Here is a 22,448-nt window from a genome sequence, read left to right as displayed (position 1 = left end):
TGCGCCGGCATCGAGAACTACAGCCGCTACCTCACCGGCCGCCGGCCGGGCGAGCCCCCGCCCACCTTCTTCGAATACATCCCCGACAACGCCCTGCTGTTCGTGGACGAAAGCCACCAGACCGTGCCGCAGATCGGCGGCATGTACCGGGGCGACTACCGCCGCAAGTTCACCCTGGCCGAATACGGCTTCCGCCTGCCCTCCTGCATCGACAACCGCCCGCTCAAGTTCGAGGAGTGGGACGCCATGCGGCCGGACAGCGTCTTCGTCTCGGCCACCCCCGGCCCGTGGGAGATGGACAAGACCGGCGGCGTCTTCGCCGAACAGGTGATCCGCCCCACCGGCCTGATCGACCCGCCGGTCGAAGTGAAGCCCGTCTCCAAGGGCGGCTTCAGCCAGGTGGACGACGTCATCGATCAGGTCCGCCAGGTCGCGGCCCAGGGCTACCGCTCGCTGATCACCGTCCTCACCAAGAAGATGGCCGAGGACCTCACCGAATACATGCACGAGCAGGGCCTGCGCGTGCGCTACATGCACTCCGACGTCGACACCCTGGAGCGCATCGAGATCATCCGCGACCTGCGGCTGGGCGCCTTCGACATCCTGATCGGCATCAACCTGCTGCGCGAAGGCCTCGACATCCCCGAGTGCGGCCTGGTCGCCATCCTCGACGCCGACAAGGAGGGCTTCCTCCGCTCGGAGACCTCGCTGATCCAGACCATCGGCCGCGCCGCCCGGAACGTGGACGGCCGCGTCATCCTTTACGCCGACAGCATCACCGGCTCGATGGAGCGGGCCATGGCGGAGACGAAACGCCGCCGCGAGAAGCAGGAGCAGTACAACCTCGAAAACGGCATCACGCCCGAGAGCGTGAAGAGCCAGATCAAGGACATCCTCGCCAGCGGCTACGAGAAGGACCACGTCACCATCTCGGCCGGCGTCGCGGAAAAGGCCGGCGCCTCCTTCGTCGGCAACAACTTCAAGGCCACCCTCAAGGACCTCGAAACCCGCATGCGCGAGGCCGCCGCCAACCTCGAGTTCGAGGAAGCCGCCCGCCTCCGCGACGAGGTCAAACGCCTCAAGCTCCTGGACCTCGAATTCGCCGCCGACGCCCTGTCGTCCGGCTCCGACGGCGGCGAGCGCGAACAGGTCAAGCAGATCCGAAACGAAGTGCGCGCGGAGAAAGCTGAGGAGTTCCGGAAGATGCGCGGGCGGAAGCGGAAAGGGCCCTGACGACGCCCCCTGCAGCACCGACATGCTACCGCGTCAGACAGGACCCACCGAGTGCGACACCCCGACATCGCTACAGGACGGTTCGCAAGACCCCGGGGATGCGCAGAATGGACACGTGTCGCCGCGAGGGGCGTGTTCGGAAAAGTGCAGCGCACCACCCGGATGAGTAGCCGCTAACAGTTGCGCGTGGCGCCAGGGCTTCTGCTCAAGGAAACGAAGAGCTACGGTCACGACATCTGCCACGAATGACGTGAGGGGTGCTTGGAGCGTTTCATAAGGCTCGCGGATCACGTGCCGCGATGGATTCGGATCGCCGCAAAAGCCTATGCTGTCAGTCTTGCGACTCTCTTCTTGATTGTTGTCGAGCCAATCCTTCAATCCTACTTCGAGAAAGACACCTTTCTATACGCATTGGCGAAATTCACATTCTGGTTCATTTGGATTGGATCAATAACTCTAGTATACTTTTTTCTTCAAGAATATCGCCGCACGAGGGAGGATATTGAGCGTCAGAGAAAGGCTGTTTTGAGCTTCGCGCACGAGCGCGTCGATCGCTGGTTCGTAAGGTCTCTTGTCGCGGAGCGCGCCACACCTCTTGTGCGGTACGAAGCGAGCTCGGCAGGCGAGCTTCTGGCCAGCCTATACAAGTCACTGTTCTTACTTGTGGAAGGCACCTACGAAGCGCTGGAAAGCCACTTCGCTTCAAAGGTTGACGGCGAGCGAATCGAGTTTGTTGTGAGTTACATGAGCCACTCGATGATCGATGGCGGCCTTACCATGGTCGCCTGGGCAAGTAGCACACATCGCTCGCCCAGAAGCCTTCGACAAAGGCCAGGAAATCCACAATTGTACAACAAGACCGTAACGGCCGAAGTCTATGCAATGCCCCGGCCGAACGCAGTAATAATTGATGATACACTAAAAGATGATACTTACGCAGAAGTCTATTCTGGTCAGAGAAAACACATCCGATCAACGATCATTTATCCAGTTCTCGACGAATCAAACGAGGTAATTGCAACACTGGTTTGCCATTGCGGGACGCCAAACTTCTTCAAAGAGGAAGATCGCAAGTTTTGGTCCGAGTTCGTTGAGATATTTGCCCGACCAGCGGGCCTCACTACCGCTCGAATTCAACAACTCGTTGCCCAGTCAAAAGGAGTCCTAACGCCTCCATGGTAGTGGAGCATATTCTTGCTGCTCCCGTCACTCTGCCGCTTTGGTCGCGTTGTAGCCATACGCCCACGTCGACGTCGCGCTTGCACGTCGCTGGCCCGGCAACAATGCCCCGGGAGTCGTTGCCAACCCATTGTTTCAGATCCAATTCTTGGATCTGAAGCAGCGAGGGGCGAGATGCTGATCTACACCGTGAGGCGACGCGTGGATGCGTATGTCGACTAACTCGCTGAGGTGGAGGCCGACGATCCTGTCGCGGCCGCCCATCTCGCGGAGGAAAAGGACGGAGACCTGGCCTGGGCGCCCGATGGCGTCTGCGAGTTCGACGACCGCGTATTCATCACCTTAGACGCGGACGGCGCCGAGATCGCGGAGACCGAAGTCGCGGCCTAGAGACCTCGGTTAAGGGACGGGTCACCAACTCAGTCTGAGACTCCGCCAAACTCTCGCGGGGCCCAGCCACCGATGACCGGTAATGACGAGCCCTATCACAGACCTCTTGGGCTCGAAGAGGCTCCGGCGCACTTCGAGAGCGCGTCGCAGAAGGCGCGGGTTGCGACTGAGATTTGGGCGAGCCGAATGGGGTGCCCCAGCTGCGGCGCGCCGACACTCGACCAGCTACCGAACAACAGCCCCGTCGCCGACCTGCGCTGCCCCGACTGTGCCGAGGAGTTCGAGCTAAAGAGCAAAAAGGGACGCTTCGGAGCGCGGGTGACAGACGGCGCCTACGGCACGATGTGCGCCCGGCTGCTCTCGCCCACCAATCCTCACCTCATGCTCCTCGCCTACGACGCGGCGGCGCATGAGGCGACAGACGTGCTGGTCATTCCCAAGCACTTCTTCATCCTCGACATGATCGAGAAGCGAAAGCCGCTCGCTCCCACTGCGAGGCGTGCCGGCTGGGTGGGCTGCAACATCAACATCTCGCGCGTCCCAGCTTCGGGCCGGATCGCGCTCCTCAAGGATCGCGTTTGGACGCCCCGTGAAGAGGTTCAGCGACGGTGGCACAGCACCCTCTTCCTCAAGAGCGCGTCGATCGACGCGCGCGGTTGGCTTCTGGAGGTCATGAAGGCTGTCGAAGCCATTGGGCGTCCGGAGTTCACGTTGGACGAGGTCTACGCCGCACAAGCGCACCTGCAGCTTATCTATCCTGGGAACAACAATGTGCGTCCGAAGATTCGCCAGCAACTGCAGGTCCTGCGAGATGCGGGCTACCTCGAGTTCATAGGGCGCGGGCACTACCGCCTCCGCTGACCGGCTAAGCGAACGCGTACTCGCGGACATCGCAACCGGTATGAGGGTCGCGTAGGCCACCCCGCCATTAACGACACACTGTGTCCCCGGCGCCCCACCTATAGCTGACAGAGAGTTAACTGGCGCCGTTCATGCGGCTGACAGGGAACCTGTGCTGTTTTCGCTCGTAGATTGAAAGCAGCCGGGGCGGTCTGGCAGCGATCCAAAGGGGATTGCGGACCGTACGTAACTTGGGTGCGAAAGTTTGAGGACCATCAGGATGTCACCGTCTCTCAGTGTGGTCGCCGACAACGACCTGAAAACTGTCCTTCCGAAAGCCGAGACCGTCGCGCAGCGCGTCCAGCGCCTGCAGGCGGAAGCCCGGCAACTCGCCAAGGATCACGTCAAGGCGCTCACGACCGCCATGGTCGGGCTCGAAGAACTGGCCGCCGAGATCGCCGAAGGCGGCGACGCCTATTCTCCCGGCGTGCGCGACGTCGCCCGCCGCCTGGCCGAAGACCTGGACAGCCGCGTCCAGACCCTCGAAGCCATCGTCGCCCGCGCCTAGGCGCGCCGACTGTCCCCTTGCGGCACACCGGCGCGGACGGGCGCCGGGCCGCGGGACCCTTCTAGCTTCCGTGGGCCTGCCGCCCAAAGCACCCTGCAGCCTGTCTCACCTGCGCCCGCCAATGCCGGTCCTCAGCGATCGCGTCGATCAAGCGCGTTACTGCCGTAAGGTGACATTGCCGCGCCGGCGACGTTCCCGACGTCGGAATACCGCCAGAAGTCCGTGACATACCGATCGCCGAACGTCCGAAGCGCCTCTTCTTGCCTGTCGGTCAGGCTTGCGGAAGGCCCGAGTTTGCTCTCGCCGATGATCCAGTTGTCAGGATGATCGGGCAGACCCCGCGGGACAGATACGTTGTCTGCGACAGTGTATGCTGGCGGCTCGCCGGCCGGCCGGAGATGAATTCGCCTCTGTTGGCCCACCACCTGCTCTCCCCTCGCGACGATCTTCGCCGCCGACAGAGCGTCCCCCACACTTCCCTTCTTGTGGGAGGGCAGTTTCCGCACCCAGCGCTCTCCTAACTCGCCGCCAAGGCCCCCAAAGACCGCGCCGAGGCGCCCAGCGTCCAACGCATCATCCAGAGAGACCGCACGGTCGTTGGCGAGATCGGTCAGCACCGACGTGGCAGAGCCACCGACACCGCCCCCCAGGACAGGTCCGGCGTATCGCGTCATCGCACCCCCGAGCGCTCCGCCACCCGCGGCGGCGAGCAAGTCCCGAGGACCACTTTGGTGTCCCGTCACCAGATCGGTCGCCGCCTGGTCCAACACCCCGCCCACGGCGCCGACGCCAGCCATCATCTTGGTGAGGCCCCTGGGGTCCGGGGCATACCGCAGGCCGTACTTCGCGACCTGAGCGGCAACCCTTCCGCGCGGCACGGACGCGATCGCCGAGCGGGCCAGACCGGGCGCACCCATCGCGGCGACGGTCCCCACGAGGCCAACGACCCTGCCGACGTTCCGCGAGGTTCCGTGATGCTCGGCGTCGTAGGCGTCCGCAGCACGCTTGTCCGCCATGCCGTCGCGGTAGCTACCGAGGAGATTGTCGGCGCTACCGGTGAGAACAGCTTCCTTGGCGGCGTCCACCCCAGCCAGTACATGATCGGCTAGGCCGAGGCTGGCCTCGTCGACTGCGCCGCTCACGGCGGCGCGAAACTCCTCACGCACCGAGGGTTTCGCCACTCGTGGCGCGGCGCCGGAGGCCCCCCGTTGCCCCGCTGCCGGGCGAGCCGCGGCCTTCACCGCTGTCGCGGCTAGCGCTTGTGGCAACTGGCCTTTCAGTGCGGCCGCACCGAGGGCCCGTATCTCGGCGGGCGTGCGCGCGAGCACGCGTTCGCCGGTCTTGATCGCGTTGGCATAGACCTGCCGACCTCGGGCTTCTGCCTGCGATGCCGCGCGCCGGAGGTCGGCTTCGCGCTGCCGGATCCATCGATCGGTCTCCGCGCGCTTGGCGCGCAGTTCCTCTTGCCAGCCCATGGCCAGCCTCCTTCGTTCTCTTGATATGGAAGGCGGGAGGAGGACTCAGGAGACGAGTGACCGCCGGCAAGAAGGCGGACGTGTTCGCATCGGCCGCAGCTACCCAGCCAGCCCCTAACCTATATCAACAGCTATAGGTTGTCAAGAACAAAATACGAACATAAGCTGGATTCAGCCGCAACGAGAAGACCGATGAATCCGATCCTGACAAGCGCCTTGAGCGGCGCAGCTGGCGCCGCCGCGGGGGCGGGCATTGCGTGGCTTGTTGGTCGATTGCTGCGTCGCCGACCAGGGTGGCTGCCAATCCTGCCCGTCCTGGGGATTGGGATCGCTCTCGCGATCGCGCGAAGCCTTCAACCGAGCTTCGGAGACCGCCTCATGGTTGAGATGGACGACCTGCCCTCCGTCCAGGCGCTAAAGGCGCACTACCCGGCCGACTACGAGGCTCTGCGATCCAGCGTTCGGGGGTTGCCCGCAGACACACGCGCAGATGACGTCCGCGCCAGAACGGCGGAGGTATTCGCCCGCGTGCTGAGGCGCCAAATCCCTAAGGCCGATGCGGAGAGCATCTATGCGTTGCAGCAGGTGACTCGGTCTTACTCCGCCGCCCTGCGCGACGTCGATGCCCGCGGTTGCGTGGCCATGATGGAGGGCGACAGCGCACCGCCCACCATCGCCGAGGTCCGAAGACCTGACATCGAGCGGGCTGACATGTCGGCGACGGCGCGGGTCCTGATCCAGACCGCCACGAAACCAGCGCCGCCGCCGACTCCGATGCCGTTCGAGGATCTGCTTCGGCTCTCTGCCGCCGCCCTGGCGACATTGCCCGAGCGCGATCAGGACGTGACGATTGCGATCCTAAGGGAAGAGCGAGACCCACGCACGCCCGAGGAGAACCGGATCATGTGCGACTTCAATCTGGCGCTCACAGACCAGCTACTCGCGCTCCCGCCCCGCGAAGGCGGCGCGAAGATCCGGGCAATGATGGCGATGAACTAGCTCCGACCTACCCCACCAGGTCGTGGAACTCGGGGCTCCGTCGCAGCCAGGCCGCCGCGTAGCCGCAGATGGGCGTGATCTTCAGTCCCTGGTCGCGGGCCTCGGCCGACAGCGCCGCCATCAGCCGCCCCGAGGCGCCGCTGCCGCGCAGGGGCGGCGGGCTGAAGACGTAGTCGATGTAGAGGCGGTCGCCCGTCTTCCGGTAGTCGGCGTAGGCGGTGTGCCCCGCCTCGTCCATTTCGTAGCGCTCGCCGGTGTCCCGGAGTGCGCCTGAAGGTTGTTCGGACATTGATCGGGCTCCCGTGACCGTTAGGGTCGAAGCTGGGGAACGCGAACGGAGAGATCAAGATGCGTGTCGTTGCTGTGCTGGGCGTGGGGCTGCTGGCCCTGGCCGCCTGTTCTAAGCCGGAAGAGAAGGCCGCCTCGGCCGATGGCGCGGCGGGGGCTGCGGCCTCGGCTCCGGCCGGCCCTGTCACCGCGCCCAAGCGCAAGCCCGGCCTGTGGCTGCAGACGGTCAGTTCGACCGCCGGCAGCCAGGAGACGAAGCTCTGCCTGGACGAGACCACCGAGGCCAGGATGACGGTGTGGGGTCAGGCCGCGGGCAAGGACATCTGCGCCAAGAACACGATCACGCCGATGGCTGGCGGCTGGCGCATCGAGTCCGAGTGCGACTTCGGCGAGGCCGGCAAGAACGTCTCGACCGGCACGATCACGGGCGACTTCAACACGAAGTACGTGCTGAAGATGTCCACCACCACCACCGGCGCGAAGATGCTGCAGATGAACGGCACGCAGGAGATGGAGATGACCGGCGTCTGGCAGGGCGCCTGCCCGGCCGGCATGAAGCCCGGCGACATGACGCTGCCCGGCGGCGCGACGATCAACATCAACGACGTGGCCGCGATGGGCGGAAAATAGTCGCGAGGCGTGTCGGGACGGGGGCGGCCTCGCCGTCCTTGGGGGCATCAGCGAACCACCAGTCCCCGAGGAGACAGCGTATGGCCACCCCCGTCGAGATCGCCCCGACCCACGAGCGCGAGCTGGTGCTGGCGCGCCTTGTCGACGCCACGCCTCAGCAGCTGTTCAGGCTCTGGACCACGCCGGAACGGTTCCCCGACTGGTTCTGCCCCAAGCCCTGGCGGGCCGAGGTCACCGCCATGGACCTGACGCCGGGCGGCGCCAGCGAGAACGTCATGTACGGCCCCGACGGCGAGGTCTTCCCGAACAAGGGCGTCTATCTCGAGGTGGTCCCCGACCAGAAGATCGTCTTCACCGACGCGTTCACCGCAGGCTGGGTCCCGGCCGAGGACGGCGGGATGATGACGGCCACCGTGACCTTCGAGGCCCAGCCGGGCGGCAAGACCCTCTACACCGCCCGCGTCGCCCACCCCACGGTCGCCAAGCGCAAGCAGCACGAGGAGATGGGCTTCCACGACGGCTGGGGCGCCGTGGCCGAGCAGATGGAGGCGGTGGCGAAGACGCTGTGAGCCTTCCCTCCCCTTCATGGGGAGGGACAGACCGCGAAGCGGTCAGGGTGGGGAAGTCCAGGCCAGAATGCTGAGGGCGGGGAGGATCATGACCGCCCCACCCGTCTCGCTTCGCTCGCCACTCTCCCCATGAAGGGGAAAGAACGGCTCTTTAGGCCAGTTCCACCGCCATGGCCGTCGCCTCGCCGCCGCCGATGCACAGCGAGGCGACGCCGCGCTTCCCGCCGCGCGCTTCCAGCGCCGACAGCAGCGTCGCCAGGATCCGCGCCCCGGACGCCCCGATCGGGTGGCCCAGCGCGCAGGCGCCGCCGTTGACGTTGAGCTTCGCCCGGTCGATCCCCAGGTCGCGCTCGGCGATCATGGCGACCACGGCGAAGGCCTCGTTGATCTCGAACAGGTCGACGTCGTCCACGCTCCAGCCGGCGCGCTTCAGCGCCTTCTGGACGGCGGGCACCGGGGCGGTGGTGAACAGGCCCGGCTCGTGGGCGTGGGCCGCGTGGCCGGCGACGCGGGCGACGATCTTGAGCCCCAGCTTCCGGGCCACGCTCTCGCGCGTCATCACCAGCGCGGCGGCGCCGTCCGAGATCGAGCTGGCGTTGGCTGCGGTGATCGTCCCGTCCTTGGCGAAGGCGGGCCTGAGCGTCGGGATCTTGGCCGGGTCGGCCTTCAGCGGCTGCTCGTCGGTGTCGACGACCACATCGCCCTTGCGGCCCGAGACCGTCACCGGCGTGATCTCGCGCCGGAACGCGCCGCTCTCGATGGCCGCCTTGGCCTTGACGAGGCTGCCGATGGCGTACTCGTCCTGCGCCTCGCGCGTGAACTGGTAGGCCCGCGCCGACTCCTCGGCGAAGCTGCCCATCAGGCGGCCGGGCTCGTAGGCGTCTTCCAGGCCGTCGAGATACATGTGGTCGAACATGGTGTCGTGGCCGATCCGCGCGCCGCCGCGGTGCTTGGTCATCAGGTAGGGCGCGCCGGTCATGCTCTCCATGCCGCCGGCCACGATGACGTCGACACTGCCGGCGGCCAACGCGTCGTGCGCCATGATCGCGGCCTGCATGCCCGAGCCGCACATCTTGTTCACGGTCGTGGCCTCGACCGACTTGGGCAGACCGGCGCCCAGCGCCGCCTGCCGCGCCGGCGCCTGGCCCAGGCCGGCCGGCAGGACGCAGCCCATGACGATCTGCTCGATGGCGTCGGGCGACGCGCCCGCGCGTTCGACGGCCGCCTTCACGGCGGCGGCGCCCAGTTCGGTGGCCTTCACGCCGGTAAGGACGCCCTGGAAGCCGCCCATGGGCGTGCGGGCGTACGATGCGATGACGACGGGATCGGTGCTGCTCATGGGCGGGATATAGCCCTCCCTCCGCGATATGGGGAGGGCGTCCCTAAGGGCGCCGCGTGGTGATGTCGGAGTACGGCCCGCCGTCACGGATGGTCTTGTTGCGATAGATCACGGCGCCCACCACGTTCGGCCGCTGCCGGATCGCGTCGCAGAACTCAGGGAATAGGTCGGACGGCAGCCAAAGGCACGGCGCCCTGGGATCCTCTTCGCAGGCGATGTCCACAAGCTGGCGAACGTCCATGGTCGCGGACGGTACCACATCCCCGTTGCGACCGCTTCTGACGCACGCGCCCGGCACGATAGCGCGCGAGACGTAGGAGATGCTCAGTGGTTGCGAACCGTGCCCACGATGAACCCGCCGCCCAGCACCCGGGACTGCTCGTCCGGATCGTACAGCACGCAGGCCTGCCCCGGCGCGACACCCTCTTCCGGCGCGCCGAACACCAGCCCGGGCTGACCATCGACCACCCCCAGGCGGGCCAGCACCGGCTCTCGCGTCGAACGCACGCGCGCCAGCACGGCGCGCTGGCGCGTCATGGCGTCCTCGATCGACGGCCCGTCGCCGATCCAGTTGGTTTCCTTCAGCGACAGCGCACGCGTCAGCAAGGCCTCGCGCGGGCCCACGACGACCTGCCGCGCATCGGCGTCGATCCGCACCACGAACAGCGGGTCGCCCACCGCCACGTTCAGCCCGCGGCGCTGTCCGATCGTGTAGCGGGTCACGCCGTCGTGGCGGCCCAACACGCGGCCGTCCAGGTGCACGATGTCGCCCGGCTCGGCGCCGTGCGGGCGCAGTCGGTCGATCACGGTGGTGTAGCGGCCCTCGGGTACGAAGCAGATGTCCTGGCTATCGGGCTTGTCGGCAACCGCCAGTCCAAGCTCGGTCGCCGCCGCCCTCACCGCCGGCTTGGGCAGGCCGCCCAGAGGGAAGCGCAGATAGGCCAACTGCTCGGGGGTCGTCGCGAACAGGAAGTACGACTGGTCGCGCGCCGGATCGACGGCCCGATGCAGCTCGGGCCCGCTCGGACCCACTTCGCGGCGCACATAGTGGCCCGTGGCCATGGCTTCGGCGCCCAGGTCGCGGGCGACGTCCAGCAGGTCCCGGAACTTCACCGTCTGATTGCAGCGGATGCAGGGAATGGGCGTCTCGCCGCGCAGATAGCTGTCGGCGAAGTCCTCGATCACCTGCTGCTTGAAGCGGCTCTCGTAGTCCAGGACGTAGTGCGGGATGCCGATGGCGTCGGCGGCCGTGCGGGCGTCGTGGATGTCCTGGCCGGCGCAGCAGGCCCCCTTCTTCTGGATCGCCGCCCCGTGATCGTAGAGCTGCAGCGTGACGCCCACCACGTCATAGCCGGCGCGGGCCAACAGCGCGGCGGTGACGGTGGAGTCCACGCCGCCCGACATGGCGGCCACGATCCGGGTCCCGACGGGCAGGCGCACGGCGTCGCGCGCGGCCTCGATCAGGCCGTCGCTCAGGCGGTCGGAGGCGAGGACCGGGGCGTTCATGACCGCCATATAGTCCTCCCTCCTCGTGATGGGGAGAGTGGACAGCGCCGCAGCCGTCTGGACGGACGCCCTAGCGCAGCACGTTCAGCAGCGAGGAGTCCTTGAGCGACTGGAACACATAGGCCGCCGACTGCACCGAGAGCTGAGCGGTCTGCAGCTCGGCTGCGGCCTGGGCCATGTCGGCGTCGGTGATGTCGCCCACCATGCCCGCCAGCGTGTTCTGGCGGTTCTCCAGGTCCGAGAAGACCGTCTCGATGCGCTTCTGGTTGGTGCCGTTGTAGGCGGCGATGTTGGTCACGTTGGTGCGCACGCTGTCCCAGACGGTGAGCTGTCCCTCGAGGAAGGTCCGCTGAGCGTCAGTCATTGCGCCGGTGAAGGGCCCATTGGCCCCTTCCTGGAACGCCTGGAAGCTCTGGAACGCGGTCAGCATCGCGGTGCCGAGGTCGTCGGCCAGGATGCCGGTGTTGATGGTCGTGGCCTCGTCCAGCTTGGCGGTCACCTGGAATTGATCGTTCAGGAAGAAGCTGGAGATCGGCGGCCCGGCGGTCAGCTGCGAGAGGTTGATGACGCTCACCGGCCGGGTGTCCACTTGGCCGCCGGCGAAAATGTACTTGCCCCCATAGCGGCCGTTCATGCCTTCGACCGCATTGCTGAGCTGGGCCTGCACGTCCTCCACCAGGGTGTCGACGCGCCCCGAGGCGATGGCGTCCGAGAAGATCTGGCGCACCGCCTGCGCGGCGTCAGCGACGCGCACGATCCCGGTGTTCTGCGTAGCCAGCTTGTCGGCCAGCAGCTTGCTCTGTTCCTGGTAGGCCGAAAGCCGCGTTTGGACGGTCCGCATGGCGGTGAGCAGCTCGGAGGACTTGGCGTAGTCTTTCAGGTCGTCGCCGTTCTTCTGCGTGGCGACCTTGTTGCCGGCGTCCTGCTGGCGCTGCTGGGCGGCGAGCAGGTTGGTGAGAACGGCGGCGTAGTTGCCGGGGGTGGTGACGCGGGTGACCATGGCGGACTCCTCAGACCATGTTCACCAGGACCTCGAAGAGGTCGCTGGCGGCCTGGATCATGCGGGCGGAAGCGTTGAACGCTTGTTGATAGGTGGTGAGGTTCACCAGCTCCTCGTCGAGGTTCACGCCCTCGACGGACTGGCGCCGATTGGTGGCCTCGCGGGCGACGCCCTCGGCGCTTTCCTTGCGGGTTTCGGCGGCGGCGGCGACGCGGCCGACCGTGCCGCCGAACTCCGAGGCGTAACGGCTGAGCGACATGGTCACTTGGCCCAGCGAGCCGGCGGCCTGGAACAGCGTCGAGGTCTCGCCCGCCCCGGCGATGGCGAGAGCGCCCTTCCCGTCGCCCGGCCGGACCGCGACCTGGCCAATGGCCGCCGCCGTGTCGAGCTTGCCCATCGCCAGCTTCGTGGGGTCGGACTGCAGGGTCGGGTTGATCGCAAAGCGGCTGGCCCGCGAAGACCGCGCCTGAACGCCCAGGCCGAAGAACTGGCTGATCGACGGGCCGCCCGCGCCCCGCTCGGTGTTGTCGGTGACGACCGAGAGTTTGGCGTCCAGTGGCGCGGAGCCGGCGAACGTCAGCACGCCGTTGCTGTCGAGGCTGAATGCGCCGTAGAGGCCCACGCCGGTCGCGTTGTTGTTCAGCGAATTGAGCAGATCGCTCATGTTGGCCGCCGCCGGGACGGTGACGTTCACATCCCGGATCGGGCGGCCGTCGGGATACGACAGCCGAAGCGAGATCTGGTCGCCGGGGGTGAAGCCGTGCGGGCTCGCCGCCGTGAGGCCGGTGGCGTAGTTGGTCTGGCCCGTGGTCTTGATCAGGTCGTTCAGGCCGAAGAAGTGCGAGAAGGCGCGGCCGGCCTTGTTCGACGTGCCCTCGTCGATGGCCAGCCCGTTGCCGCCGGTGGCGTTCAGGGTCAGAGCGCCGCCGGAGAAGGTGGCGTTGCCGAAGCCGGTCAGCGCGGTGTTCAGGTCGGCCAGGAACGTCGCCGGGGTGAAGGCCGTCGCGGCGCCGCCGTTGACCGACATCGTGCCCGCCGTGAAGTCCACGGCGATCGAACGCTGCATCACCCCCGCGGCGTTGACGATGGCGATCGTAGAAGTGCCGGTGAAGCCTGTGACGGCGGTCGTGAGGTCGAGCCCGGTGTTGCGGCCGGCCATCGTGGCCGGCGGCGGGTAGGCCGCTGCGTCATTGTGCGCGGCGTTCAGTTGGTCGACGGCCTTGGAAACGAACTCGCCCAGCTGCTCGTAGATCTTGGGCAGCTCGACGTCGCGCAGCTCGGTCAGGCCTTTCAGCTCGCCGCTGGTCAGCTCGATCGGCTGTTCCAAGGTGCTGTTGGCGGGAAGAGCGGTGATGTAGCCGGGCGTGGAGTCGGTCGAGACGTAGTTCAGCTTTGCCGGCTGGTCGCCGGCGAGCAGCACGCCCTCGACCGAGCGCACATCGACACCGCCGCCGTTGCGGCCCGCGATCCTGATATTCATCAGGCCGGACAGCTCGTCCAACAGCTGGCTCTGGATGTTCTCCGAGCCCGAGGCGTCTGCGCCCACAAGGCTCGCGCGCTTGATGTCGGCGTTGAGGATCGAGATCTGCTCAAGCAGGTGATTGGCGCGGTCGATGCCCGCGGTGATGCGGGTCTCGACGGTGTCGCCCAGCGAAACGATCTGGCTGTTGATGCGGTCGGCTTCGGTGAGGAAGTCCTGGACGTTCGACAGCGCCTGGCCGCGCAGCAGCGTCGAGGAGGGGTCATCCGCCACCGTCGAGAAGCCGGCGAAGATCTTGTCCAGGCGAGTGAAGAAGAATCCGTCGTTGCCCGGATTGCCGAACAGGCTCTGGGCGTTGTCCAGGTACTGCGCCACCGCGTCCCAGCGCTTGGCGTCGGACGCCGCGGTCAGCGAGGCCAGCTGCAGGTACTGATCGGTGACGCGCCGGATGCCGCCGATCTTCACGCCCATGCCGGCGCCGTTGACGACCAGCGACTCCTGATCGACCGCCTTCCGCACGTAACCGGGCGTGTTCACATTGGAGATGTTGTCCGAGACCGTGCGCAGCGACGCCTGCGCGGCCTGGAGGCCGGAAGAGGCGGTGCGGAGAGTGGCGCTCAGCGACATGGATCAGGCTCCGCCCGGCAAAGGCTGACGCATGACCCGGCGGATTCTGCCGGGGCATTGGTGAACGCGCACGCGTCAGGCCGGAATTTATTCAATCTTTTCAGCATGGTCCTTCTCTGGACCCGATGGGTTCGTGAAATAGAGCGCAAGAGCGGCGCCAGTTTCTGAATGGGCATGCCAAACGGCGCCGAAAGGATGCGACCGACCAGGTCCGCAGACCGGCAGGGAATGCCCCATGCGGTCGCCAGCGGCCCGGCAAATTCCTCCCCGAGCCGCGAACGGGCATGGGACGAGACGAGAAATAATCCTTCTAATTCAACAAACTGCCAAACTGGCGCGGTCGTTGCTCAGTCCCTGTCGAATGTCAGGCGCAGGACGCGCCGCTCCTCACATCGAAGCGTCGCTTCCCAAGGCCTCATGAACGCGTCCGCGCTCAATTCCGCCTCCATGACGTCTGCCGCCGGCGCCCCCGGCGCAACAGGCGCAGGCGCCGCCAACGCCACGCCCGGCGCCGCAGCAGGCTTCGAGGCCTTGCTGGCGGCGCTGTTCCCCGGCAACGCACAGCCGCCTGCGACGGCCACCCCCCCGGCTGCGACGGACGCCCCCGCCCCGGTCGCGCAACCGATCATCCCGGGTCTGTCGGACAACGCGGACGAGGATTCAGCCTCGGAGGATCCCTCGGAGGCGACCGCCGCCGGGGCGAGCGACATGGAAGCCGCTACAACCCTGGTCGCCGCTTTGGCCGCACAGCAGTCGGCCGCCACCCCGCCGCCTCAGATTACCAGCGCCCAGCCGCGAGCCGAACACACGGCGCCGGCATGGGGCCGCGACAAGATCAAGGGCACGCCCGCCCAACCAGCGATCCAGAACGCCAATCCGAACGCCGATCTCGCCGGCAAGTCCGAACTTGCTCCGGAAGCCGCGGACGATGTCCCGCCGCCCGTGGGCGAGATCGCCGACGCCGCTGTGACGCGCGGGCCCGCCGCAACGCCTTCGCCGACGCCGCGTTCGGCGTCGCCGCTGCCCACACCGGTCACCGCCAACATGCCGGCCGCGGTCGAAGCGGCGCCGCAGGTCGACGCCGCACCCCCGCCGCCCCCCGCCGGCGCCGAAGACACCGCTGCGTTGGCGACCCCCGCTGTCCATTCCGAGATCCCGGCCGCCGCCAAGGGAGCCGTCCGGCCGGAGGCCCCGGTCGCGTCGCCGCGGTCTTCGCGCGCCGAGCGCAAGGGCGGAGCCGAGTCTGAAGGCCGATCGGACCTGAAGCCCCTCGAAGCCGCCGACAAGCCTGTGCACGCCAAGGCCGTCGACGCGGCGGCCAAGGCGCCCGCTGCCGCCGACGACGGCAAGCCGGCCGACGCCATGGAACCCGAGACCGAGGTCGCCGCCGAGAGTCCCGACGCCACCCCGGCCGCCGACGCCAAAGCCGCAACGCAGGCCGCCGCGCCGGCCGCCCACGCCGCCCACGCGGTCCGCGGCTCACCTGAGACCGTCGCCAACCTCGCCGCCCAGATCGTCAAGAAGCTGGAGGGCCAGTCCTCACGGTTCGACCTCGAGCTTAACCCACAAGGGATGGGCCGGGTCGATGTGCGCATCGAGATCGGCGCGCAGGGCCAGCTGTCAGCCGCCATGATGTTCGACAACGCCCAGTCTGCGCAGGAGCTCAAGGCGCGCGCCAGCGAGCTGCAACGGATGTTGGAGCAGGCCGGCTTCGACCTCTCTGGCGGGCTCTCGTTCAACGTCGCCGACCATGGCCGTCAGCAGGGCCAGGCCTGGCAGGACCAGTCGGACAACGGCCGCACTTTCCGCGGCCAGGCCTTCCGCGCCGCACTTGAAACCGCAGGCGACGCTGACAGCGCCGCGCAGGGCGCGCTGCGCCTGCGACGGGGCGTCAATGCCGGCCTGGATCTGAGGATCTGACCATGGTCGATGCTGTCTCCTCCTCGAACGCCGCCGCGGCCTCAGGCACCGGCCGCGCCCGGCTCGCAGAGAACTTCGACACGTTCCTGTCGCTGCTCACCACGCAGCTGAAGAACCAGGACCCGCTGGCGCCGATGGACTCGACGCAGTTCACCCAGCAGCTGGTCCAGATGACGGGCGTCGAGCAGCAGTTGCTGACCAACGACCTTCTCGAGAAGCTGGTGGCCAATACCGGCTCGGGCATCTCCACCGCGGTCAGCCTGATCGGCAAGGAAGTGCGCGCAGACTCCGACCAGGCCGCGCTCTCGGGCGGCAAGGCCGAGTGGGTCTACAAGCTGGATCGCGCCGCCACGGACGTGAAGGTCGAGGTTCTCGATTCCAAGGGCCGGGTCGTCCAGACGCTCGCGCCGACCGACAACACGGCCGGCGAACACACCTTCAAATGGAACGGCAAGACGGCCAACGGCTCCAGCGCGCCGGATGGCGTCTACAGCCTGCGTGTCACCGCCAAGGACAGCGGAGGCGCGACAGTCCCCACCGGCATCATCGCCCAGGGTATCGTGACCGGCGTTCAGCAAGTCGACGGCAAGACCGTCGTCACCATCAACGGCGCCCAGATCCCCTGGGAAAAGATCACCCTGATCCGCCAAGCCCCCACATCGGAGCCGGGCGGGGCCACAACGGCCTCGAACAACAACTCCGCCACCAACAACTCGGACGACGAAGAAACGTCGACCCCAGCGGCGGCCTGACCGGCCGAACCTCCGCAGGACGCGGAACCGCTTAAGGAAAAGAACGGAAAAGCATCATGAGCATCAACTCTGCCCTGCTCTCTGGCGTCTCTGGGTTGGTCGCCAACTCATCGGCCCTGGCGGCGATCTCTGACAACATCGCGAACGTCAACACCGTCGCCTACAAGCGCAACCAGGTGAATTTCGCCAACGTCGTCACCTCCCAGGCGGTGAAGGGCAAATACTCGGCGGGCGGCGTCCAGGGCATCACCCGCCAGTTCGTCAGCCAGCAGGGCCTGATCCAGTCCTCGGGCTCGGCGACCGACCTCGCCATCTCGGGCGACGGCTTCTTCGTGGTGGCCGAGCGCGGGGCCGGTCTGACAGCCTCGGACGCGCGATCCTTCACCCGCCAGGGCTCGTTCAGCGTCGATGCCGACGGCTATCTCGTGAACGACTCCGGCCTCTACCTGCAGGGCTGGCCCGTTCAGACCGACGGTTCCTACAACGTGAATCCCTCGGACCTGACGCTGATGAACTCCATCAACGTCAAGAACCTGGGCGCGGCCGTGGCGCCCACCAGCAAGATCGGAATCAGCGCCAACCTGAACGCCGCGGGCGTCGTCTCGGCCGGTGAAGCTGCGTACGTGAACAACACCGTGGCCTCGATGTCCGACTACGCCGACGACCCGACGACCGGCACCCGGCCCGACTTCGTGATCGAGATGAACGTCACGGATTCCCAGGGTGGCTCACGCAAGATCGCGGTGTCGTTCCTGAAGGACAACGCCGCCACCGGCAACGTGTGGCATGCGGAAATCTACGGCATCCCCGCCAGCGACTACGACGTCGCCGGCCGCCCGGGCCAGCTGGCCCGTGGCCAGGTGATGTTCAACAACGACGGCTCGATCGACCTTACGAACACAACGCTGTTCGGCGCGGCCGGCGCCACGCCGCAGATCGTGCTGAACGCCTCGGGCGGCGCCCAGCCGAACTTCGCCGACTCCCTCGGCATCGGCGCCCAAACGATCGATCTCGACCTCACCAAGGTCACCCAGTACGCCAAGACCTCGACCGTCAACGCGATCACGAACAACGGCGCGGGCGTCGGCAACATCGTCGCCATCGAGGTGGGCGAGAACGGTATCGTCTCGGCGATCTACGACAACAGCCAGATCCGGGAAGTCGCCAAGGTGGGCGTCGCCACCTTCCCCAACGCCGACGGCCTGGCGCAGGTGAGCGGCAACGCCTACCGCCCAACCCTGGCGGCCGGCGAGATGACCGTGAAGGAAGCGGGCGTGGGCGGGGCAGGCAAGATCTCGCCCTCCAGCCTCGAAGCGTCGACCGTCGACTTGTCGGCAGAGTTCACGGGACTAATCCAGACCCAGAAAGCTTATTCCGCTTCTTCGAAGATCATCACCACCGCCGATCAGATGCTGGAAGAGCTTATAAACATTAAGCGCTAATACTAGGCGTTAACCAGCAGCGAAACCTCTGGATGAACTCTACTGTATTAAAATGGTACACGGAGGATCGCTTGGTTAGGCGTTTCTTTACTAAGGCGATTCAGCGGCTGTTAGGAGCCCCGGGCTATGTTGACGCTCAATCAGTGATGGTGAGGCGGTAGAAAGCCCATGCTTCAACAGCAACAGACGCGCACGAACAGCCGCGGCGAAGCGTACGTCATCGGCCCGACCGGCGCGCCGCTGACGAAGAACGATCTGCCGCCGCCCAACACGGGCCGGTGGGTCATTCGGCGCAAGGCCGAGGTCGTCGCGGCGGTCCGCGGGGGCCTGATTTCCCTCGAAGAAGCGCTGGAGCGCTACTCGTTGACCAACGACGAGTTCCTCTCCTGGCAGCGCTCGATCGAACGCCATGGCATGGCGGGCCTGCGTACGACCCGACTGCAACAGTACCGCTAGACCCTTCCCCGAACGGGTCTGGATCAACAAGCCGGCCGCGCCCCGCACCCTGGGCGCGGCCGGTTTCGTTTGTCAGGACAGCTTCCGCACCAGGATCGTGATCCGTTCGCGCTCGCCCGGCCGGCGCTCGACCAGCAGACGCGCCACCTGGGCGTCGTCGTGGAAAGCGTAACCCTTGATCGCGTCGAGCAGGGCCTTGGCCAGGTTGTCGAGGTCGAGCCAGGGCGGTTCGCCCACATACTCCATCCCGATCTCGACGGCGTACTCGCCCCAGGCCGGCCGGCTGCCCCGCCACGCCTTGCGGAAGAACTCGTAGATCAGGGGCTTGTAGTACTTGGCCTGGGTGGTCAGCCCGTCCACGGCGATCTCGAGCAGGCCGTCCGCTTCGCGGGCGCGCACCTTGCCGTGCTGGGTCCAGGTCTCGCTCATCGAATGACCTCTTAGCGGTCCGGCGGCTTGCAGTCTCCCAGCCACGGGGTAAACGGTGGAGCCGCCGCAACGAGGGGGACTTCCATGACCGCGACCCGCACCGAGACCGACACCTTCGGCCCCATCGAGGTCGCATCCGACGTCTACTGGGGCGCCCAGACCCAGCGCTCGCTCGGCAACTTCAAGATCGGCTGGGAAAAGCAGCCCAAGCCCGTGATCCGGGCGCTCGGCATCGTCAAGCGCGCGGCCGCCGAGGCGAACATGGAACTGGGCAAGCTCGATCCCGAGATCTGCAAGGTCATCGTCGCGGCCGCCCAGGAGGTGATCGACGGCAAGCTGGACGACCACTTCCCGCTGGTGGTCTGGCAGACGGGCTCGGGCACCCAATCCAACATGAACGCCAACGAGGTGATCTCGAACCGCGCTATCGAGATGATGGGCGGCGTGATGGGCTCGAAGAAGCCGGTCCACCCCAACGACCACGTCAACATGAGCCAGTCGTCGAACGACACCTACCCGACGGCCATGCACATCGCCGCCGCCGAGGAAGTCGCCCGCTCCGTGCTCCCGGCCATGGCGCATCTGCACGCCGCGCTGAAGGCGAAGTCGGCCCAGTTCGACCACATCATCAAGATCGGCCGCACCCATACCCAGGACGCCACGCCCCTGACCCTGGGCCAGGAGTTCGGCGGCTATGCCCACCAGGTCGCGATGTCGGAGCGCCGGATCAAGGAGACTTTGTACGGCCTCTACGAACTGGCCCAGGGCGGCACGGCGGTCGGTACCGGCCTGAACGCGCCGGTCGGTTTCGCTGAACTGGTCGCCAAGAAGATCGCAGACATCACCAAGCTGCCGTTCGTGACCGCGCCCAACAAGTTCGAGGCCCTGGCGGCGCACGACGCCATGGTCTTCAGCCACGGCGCCCTGACCGCGGCGGCCGGCGCACTGTTCAAGATAGCGAACGACCTGCGCTTCCTGGGTTCGGGCCCGCGCGCCGGCCTCGGCGAACTTGCGCTGCCCGAGAACGAACCCGGCTCCTCGATCATGCCCGGCAAGGTCAACCCCACCCAGGCCGAGGCGCTGACGATGGTCTGCGCCCACATCATGGGCAATCAGACGGCCATGGCGTTCGCCGGCAGCCAGGGCCACTTCGAGCTGAACGTCTTCAACCCGGTGATGGCCTACAATTTCCTGCAGTCGTGCCGCCTGCTGGCCGACGGCGCGATCAGCTTCACCGACAACATGGTCGCCGGCACCGAGGCCCGTGAGGACAACATCAAGGCCAACCTCGAGCGGTCGCTGATGCTGGTGACGGCCCTGAACGGCAAGCTGGGCTACGACAACTGCGCCAAGATCGCCAAGGCGGCCCACAAGAACGGCACGACGCTGCGCGAGGAAGCCGTCGGCGGCGGCTATCTCACGAACGAGGAGTTCGACGAGTGGGTGCGGCCCGAGAAGATGATCAGCCCGGGCTGATGCAACTCGTCCGGATCCAGGACGACCTTCCAGAGGACTTCGGCAGACTGCGCGCGGCCGCCGACGCTGAGGGTTTCCGTGCGCTCGCGCGACTTGCAGCCGAGTGGGCGCAGGATCGCGACGCCTTCGTGTGCCTGCTGGGGGCAATGCAGGATGATCGCCTGGCCGCGATCGGCGGACTGACCCCGGAACCCGAGCCCCAGGACCAGGCTGCGATGCGGGTTCGTCGCCTCTACGTCGATCCGGCCGCCCGGCGATCGGGCGTGGGCCGCACGCTCGTGAACGCGCTGCTGCAGGAGGCGCTGGACAGCGTCTCGCTCGTCACGATCAACGCCCGCGATACGCTGGCGCCGGCGTTCTGGACCGCGGTGGGTTTCGAGCGGGTCACCGACCTGCCCTGGAGCCATCAGTTCGTCGCCCATTGACCCCGGCTCCGAAGCGGCGCGTGAAGGTCCATGGCCAAGGAAACCGTCTACATCGTGCAGTCCTACAAAGCCGGGCGAGGCAAGTCGCTGAAGGCTGAGCAGCAGGTGGGCTGCAAGACCGCCGAGGAGGCGCGCCGCAAGGCCGAGCGGCTGGGGCCGCTGCGTCCTGCGGTCGTGGCATTCTCCGCCACCGCCGACACCGAGATGGGCGACTACGACGAGAACCCGGTGATCCTGTTCCGCTCCGGCCCGCTGCCGCACCCGTTCAGCGAAGCCTGAGCGACCTCAGGCCCGGCGCATGACCGCGAAGTCGGCGAGGTCTTGCAGGGCGGGGCGCCAGCTGTTGGAGCCGTAGTCGGCCAGCGCCGCTTTGGCGCTTTCGGCGTAGCGCACGGCCAGGGCCAGGGTCTCGTCCAGGGCGCCGGTCTCGCGCATCAGCTCGCGGGCGTGATCGAGGTCGGCGGGCTCCTGCTCGCGGCGATCGACCGTGCGGACCCAGAAGTCGCGCTCCGAGGCGCTGGTGCGGCGCATGGCCAGCAGCAGCGGCAGGGTGACCTTGCCTTCCCGGAAGTCGTCGCCGGGGTTCTTGCCCAGGGTGTCGGCGTCGCCCGAGTAGTCCAGGGCGTCGTCGATCAGCTGGAACGCCAGGCCCAGGTCCTGGCCGAACTTGCGCAGCGCCCGGCAGCGCTCGGGCGGCGCGCCGGCCGAAATGGCGCCGGCCTCGGCGGCCGCGGCGAACAGCTCGGCGGTCTTGGCCTTGATGATCTCGATGTAGACCTCTTGCGTCAGGTCCAGGTCGTGGCTCCGGGTGAGCTGCAATACCTCGCCCTCGGAGATCACGCGGCTGGCGCGCGCCAGAACCTCCAGCGCCGCCATCGAGCCGGCGCCGACCATCAGCTCGAACGAACGCGCGAACAGGAAATCGCCGACCAGCACGCTGGCGGGGGCGCCCCAGATCAGGTGGGCGGCCACCCGACCGCGTCGCAGCTCGGACGAATCCACCACGTCGTCGTGCAGCAGCGTGGCCGTGTGGATGAACTCCACGGCGGCCGCCAGCTTCAGGCAGGCGTCGTCGCGTGCGCCGCACAGGCGCGCCGCGGCGATGGTCAGCAAGGGCCGCAGTCGCTTGGCGGAGCCCGCGATCAGGTGGTCGGCCAGGGCCGGGATCACCGGCACGGGGCTGTCCATATGCTCGCGGATGAGAGCGTCGACGGCGCGCATGTCGGGACCCGCCAGCTTCAGCAGCAGGTCCAGGGAGGGCGGTGCGGCGACGGCCGGGGCGGCTTCCAAGTCTCAGTTCCTAACTCTCATGTCGGCGCATGGGCCCCGCCATTCGCCGTTTGCCGGGACAATGGTGACGCGATAGGGCACGGTCAAGCGACCGCAGCCGAACACGCTCAATCCCTTCTACATCAAGGTCACGCC

The 22,448-nt window shown here is 67.0% G+C and carries 24 protein-coding genes; 15 read left to right on the top strand and 9 right to left on the bottom strand.

Going from position 1 to position 22,448, the window contains the following annotated elements:
• From EPN98_RS05965 to EPN98_RS05945, 5 genes are all read left to right on the top strand, one after another.
• The coding region (locus tag EPN98_RS05965) for a helicase-related protein (protein WP_293361496.1) at positions 1 to 1,233 on the top strand (1,233 nt) is incomplete at its 5' end.
• Between the two features lie 261 nt (positions 1,234 to 1,494).
• On the top strand, positions 1,495 to 2,415 hold the full coding sequence (locus tag EPN98_RS05960) for a GAF domain-containing protein (RefSeq protein ID WP_293361494.1): 921 nt from the start codon (positions 1,495 to 1,497) through the stop codon (positions 2,413 to 2,415).
• 228 nt (positions 2,416 to 2,643) lie between these two features.
• Positions 2,644 to 2,802 carry a hypothetical protein gene (locus tag EPN98_RS05955; protein ID WP_293361492.1) on the top strand — a complete coding sequence of 53 codons (159 nt, stop codon included), beginning with the start codon at positions 2,644 to 2,646 and terminating at the stop codon, positions 2,800 to 2,802.
• A 72-nt stretch (positions 2,803 to 2,874) separates the two neighbouring features.
• On the top strand, positions 2,875 to 3,663 hold the full coding sequence (locus tag EPN98_RS05950; RefSeq protein WP_293361490.1) for a DpnI domain-containing protein: 789 nt from the start codon (positions 2,875 to 2,877) through the stop codon (positions 3,661 to 3,663).
• Between the two features lie 259 nt (positions 3,664 to 3,922).
• A complete protein-coding gene (locus tag EPN98_RS05945) occupies positions 3,923 to 4,210 on the top strand; it encodes a hypothetical protein (RefSeq protein ID WP_293361488.1) in 288 nt (95 codons plus the stop codon).
• A 131-nt stretch (positions 4,211 to 4,341) separates the two neighbouring features.
• Here EPN98_RS05945 and EPN98_RS05940 read toward each other — a convergent pair whose 3' ends face one another.
• The gene (locus EPN98_RS05940) at positions 4,342 to 5,685 is read right to left on the bottom strand and encodes a hypothetical protein (RefSeq protein WP_293361486.1); all 1,344 of its coding nucleotides are present in this window, start codon (positions 5,683 to 5,685) and stop codon (positions 4,342 to 4,344) included.
• Between the two features lie 192 nt (positions 5,686 to 5,877).
• Here EPN98_RS05940 and EPN98_RS05935 point away from each other — a divergent pair, with 192 nt between their 5' ends.
• Positions 5,878 to 6,684 (top strand): hypothetical protein, encoded by an 807-nt coding sequence (locus tag EPN98_RS05935; RefSeq protein WP_293361484.1) that lies wholly within the window; start codon positions 5,878 to 5,880, stop codon positions 6,682 to 6,684.
• 7 nt (positions 6,685 to 6,691) lie between these two features.
• Here EPN98_RS05935 and EPN98_RS05930 read toward each other — a convergent pair whose 3' ends face one another.
• The gene (locus tag EPN98_RS05930; RefSeq protein WP_293361482.1) at positions 6,692 to 6,973 is read right to left on the bottom strand and encodes a GNAT family N-acetyltransferase; all 282 of its coding nucleotides are present in this window, start codon (positions 6,971 to 6,973) and stop codon (positions 6,692 to 6,694) included.
• 59 nt (positions 6,974 to 7,032) lie between these two features.
• Between EPN98_RS05930 and EPN98_RS05925 the strand changes: the two genes are divergently transcribed.
• Both EPN98_RS05925 and EPN98_RS05920 read left to right on the top strand, forming a co-directional pair.
• The gene (locus EPN98_RS05925) at positions 7,033 to 7,602 is read left to right on the top strand and encodes a DUF3617 family protein (RefSeq protein ID WP_293361480.1); all 570 of its coding nucleotides are present in this window, start codon (positions 7,033 to 7,035) and stop codon (positions 7,600 to 7,602) included.
• A gap of 80 nt (positions 7,603 to 7,682) precedes the next feature.
• A complete protein-coding gene (locus EPN98_RS05920; protein WP_293361478.1) occupies positions 7,683 to 8,171 on the top strand; it encodes an SRPBCC family protein in 489 nt (162 codons plus the stop codon).
• 151 nt (positions 8,172 to 8,322) lie between these two features.
• Here the strand turns inward: EPN98_RS05920 and EPN98_RS05915 are convergent, their stop codons facing one another.
• The 5 genes from EPN98_RS05915 to flgK all read right to left on the bottom strand — a co-directional run bounded on the left by EPN98_RS05915 (position 8,323) and on the right by flgK (position 14,123).
• Entirely contained in the window at positions 8,323 to 9,510 is a 1,188-nt protein-coding gene (locus EPN98_RS05915; RefSeq protein WP_293361476.1) for an acetyl-CoA C-acyltransferase, read from the bottom strand.
• A gap of 43 nt (positions 9,511 to 9,553) precedes the next feature.
• Positions 9,554 to 9,751, bottom strand: coding sequence for a hypothetical protein (locus EPN98_RS05910; RefSeq protein WP_293361474.1), 198 nt, complete (start codon positions 9,749 to 9,751; stop codon positions 9,554 to 9,556).
• Between the two features lie 83 nt (positions 9,752 to 9,834).
• Positions 9,835 to 11,016 (bottom strand): tRNA 2-thiouridine(34) synthase MnmA, encoded by a 1,182-nt coding sequence (gene mnmA / locus EPN98_RS05905; RefSeq protein WP_293361505.1) that lies wholly within the window; start codon positions 11,014 to 11,016, stop codon positions 9,835 to 9,837.
• A 70-nt stretch (positions 11,017 to 11,086) separates the two neighbouring features.
• The gene (locus tag EPN98_RS05900) at positions 11,087 to 12,016 is read right to left on the bottom strand and encodes a flagellin (protein WP_293361472.1); all 930 of its coding nucleotides are present in this window, start codon (positions 12,014 to 12,016) and stop codon (positions 11,087 to 11,089) included.
• A gap of 10 nt (positions 12,017 to 12,026) precedes the next feature.
• Positions 12,027 to 14,123, bottom strand: a complete 2,097-nt coding sequence (gene flgK / locus EPN98_RS05895; protein ID WP_293361470.1) for a flagellar hook-associated protein FlgK — start codon at positions 14,121 to 14,123, stop codon at positions 12,027 to 12,029.
• A gap of 447 nt (positions 14,124 to 14,570) precedes the next feature.
• Between flgK and EPN98_RS05890 the strand changes: the two genes are divergently transcribed.
• The 4 genes from EPN98_RS05890 (at position 14,571) to EPN98_RS05875 (ending at position 18,693) form a co-directional block, all read left to right on the top strand.
• A complete protein-coding gene (locus EPN98_RS05890) occupies positions 14,571 to 16,043 on the top strand; it encodes a flagellar hook-length control protein FliK (RefSeq protein WP_293361468.1) in 1,473 nt (490 codons plus the stop codon).
• Between the two features lie 2 nt (positions 16,044 to 16,045).
• On the top strand, positions 16,046 to 16,795 hold the full coding sequence (locus EPN98_RS05885) for a flagellar hook assembly protein FlgD (RefSeq protein ID WP_293361466.1): 750 nt from the start codon (positions 16,046 to 16,048) through the stop codon (positions 16,793 to 16,795).
• A 56-nt stretch (positions 16,796 to 16,851) separates the two neighbouring features.
• A complete protein-coding gene (locus EPN98_RS05880) occupies positions 16,852 to 18,237 on the top strand; it encodes a flagellar hook protein FlgE (protein ID WP_293361464.1) in 1,386 nt (461 codons plus the stop codon).
• A 168-nt stretch (positions 18,238 to 18,405) separates the two neighbouring features.
• Positions 18,406 to 18,693, top strand: coding sequence for a DUF1153 domain-containing protein (locus EPN98_RS05875; RefSeq protein WP_293361462.1), 288 nt, complete (start codon positions 18,406 to 18,408; stop codon positions 18,691 to 18,693).
• A 72-nt stretch (positions 18,694 to 18,765) separates the two neighbouring features.
• Here EPN98_RS05875 and EPN98_RS05870 read toward each other — a convergent pair whose 3' ends face one another.
• Entirely contained in the window at positions 18,766 to 19,122 is a 357-nt protein-coding gene (locus EPN98_RS05870; RefSeq protein ID WP_293361460.1) for a RusA family crossover junction endodeoxyribonuclease, read from the bottom strand.
• Between the two features lie 84 nt (positions 19,123 to 19,206).
• Between EPN98_RS05870 and fumC the strand changes: the two genes are divergently transcribed.
• From fumC to EPN98_RS05855, 3 genes are read left to right on the top strand one after another with little or no spacing between them, the layout of a single operon-like run.
• On the top strand, positions 19,207 to 20,598 hold the full coding sequence (gene fumC, locus EPN98_RS05865; RefSeq protein ID WP_293361458.1) for a class II fumarate hydratase: 1,392 nt from the start codon (positions 19,207 to 19,209) through the stop codon (positions 20,596 to 20,598).
• Entirely contained in the window at positions 20,598 to 21,023 is a 426-nt protein-coding gene (locus tag EPN98_RS05860) for a GNAT family N-acetyltransferase (protein WP_293361456.1), read from the top strand. Before fumC ends, EPN98_RS05860 begins: the two co-directional genes overlap by 1 nt.
• A 30-nt stretch (positions 21,024 to 21,053) precedes the next feature.
• Positions 21,054 to 21,302: a hypothetical protein gene (locus EPN98_RS05855; protein WP_293361454.1), complete on the top strand. Its 249-nt coding sequence runs from the start codon at positions 21,054 to 21,056 to the stop codon at positions 21,300 to 21,302.
• A gap of 6 nt (positions 21,303 to 21,308) precedes the next feature.
• Here the strand turns inward: EPN98_RS05855 and EPN98_RS05850 are convergent, their stop codons facing one another.
• Positions 21,309 to 22,277 (bottom strand): polyprenyl synthetase family protein, encoded by a 969-nt coding sequence (locus EPN98_RS05850; RefSeq protein ID WP_293361503.1) that lies wholly within the window; start codon positions 22,275 to 22,277, stop codon positions 21,309 to 21,311.
• Positions 22,278 to 22,448: the final 171 nt, after the last annotated feature.

Source organism: Phenylobacterium sp., assembly GCF_004299445.1.
GTDB lineage: Bacteria > Pseudomonadota > Alphaproteobacteria > Caulobacterales > Caulobacteraceae > Phenylobacterium.
The sequence above is the reverse complement of the archived record's forward strand: the minus strand, read 5'-3'. Positions and strand labels throughout refer to the sequence as shown.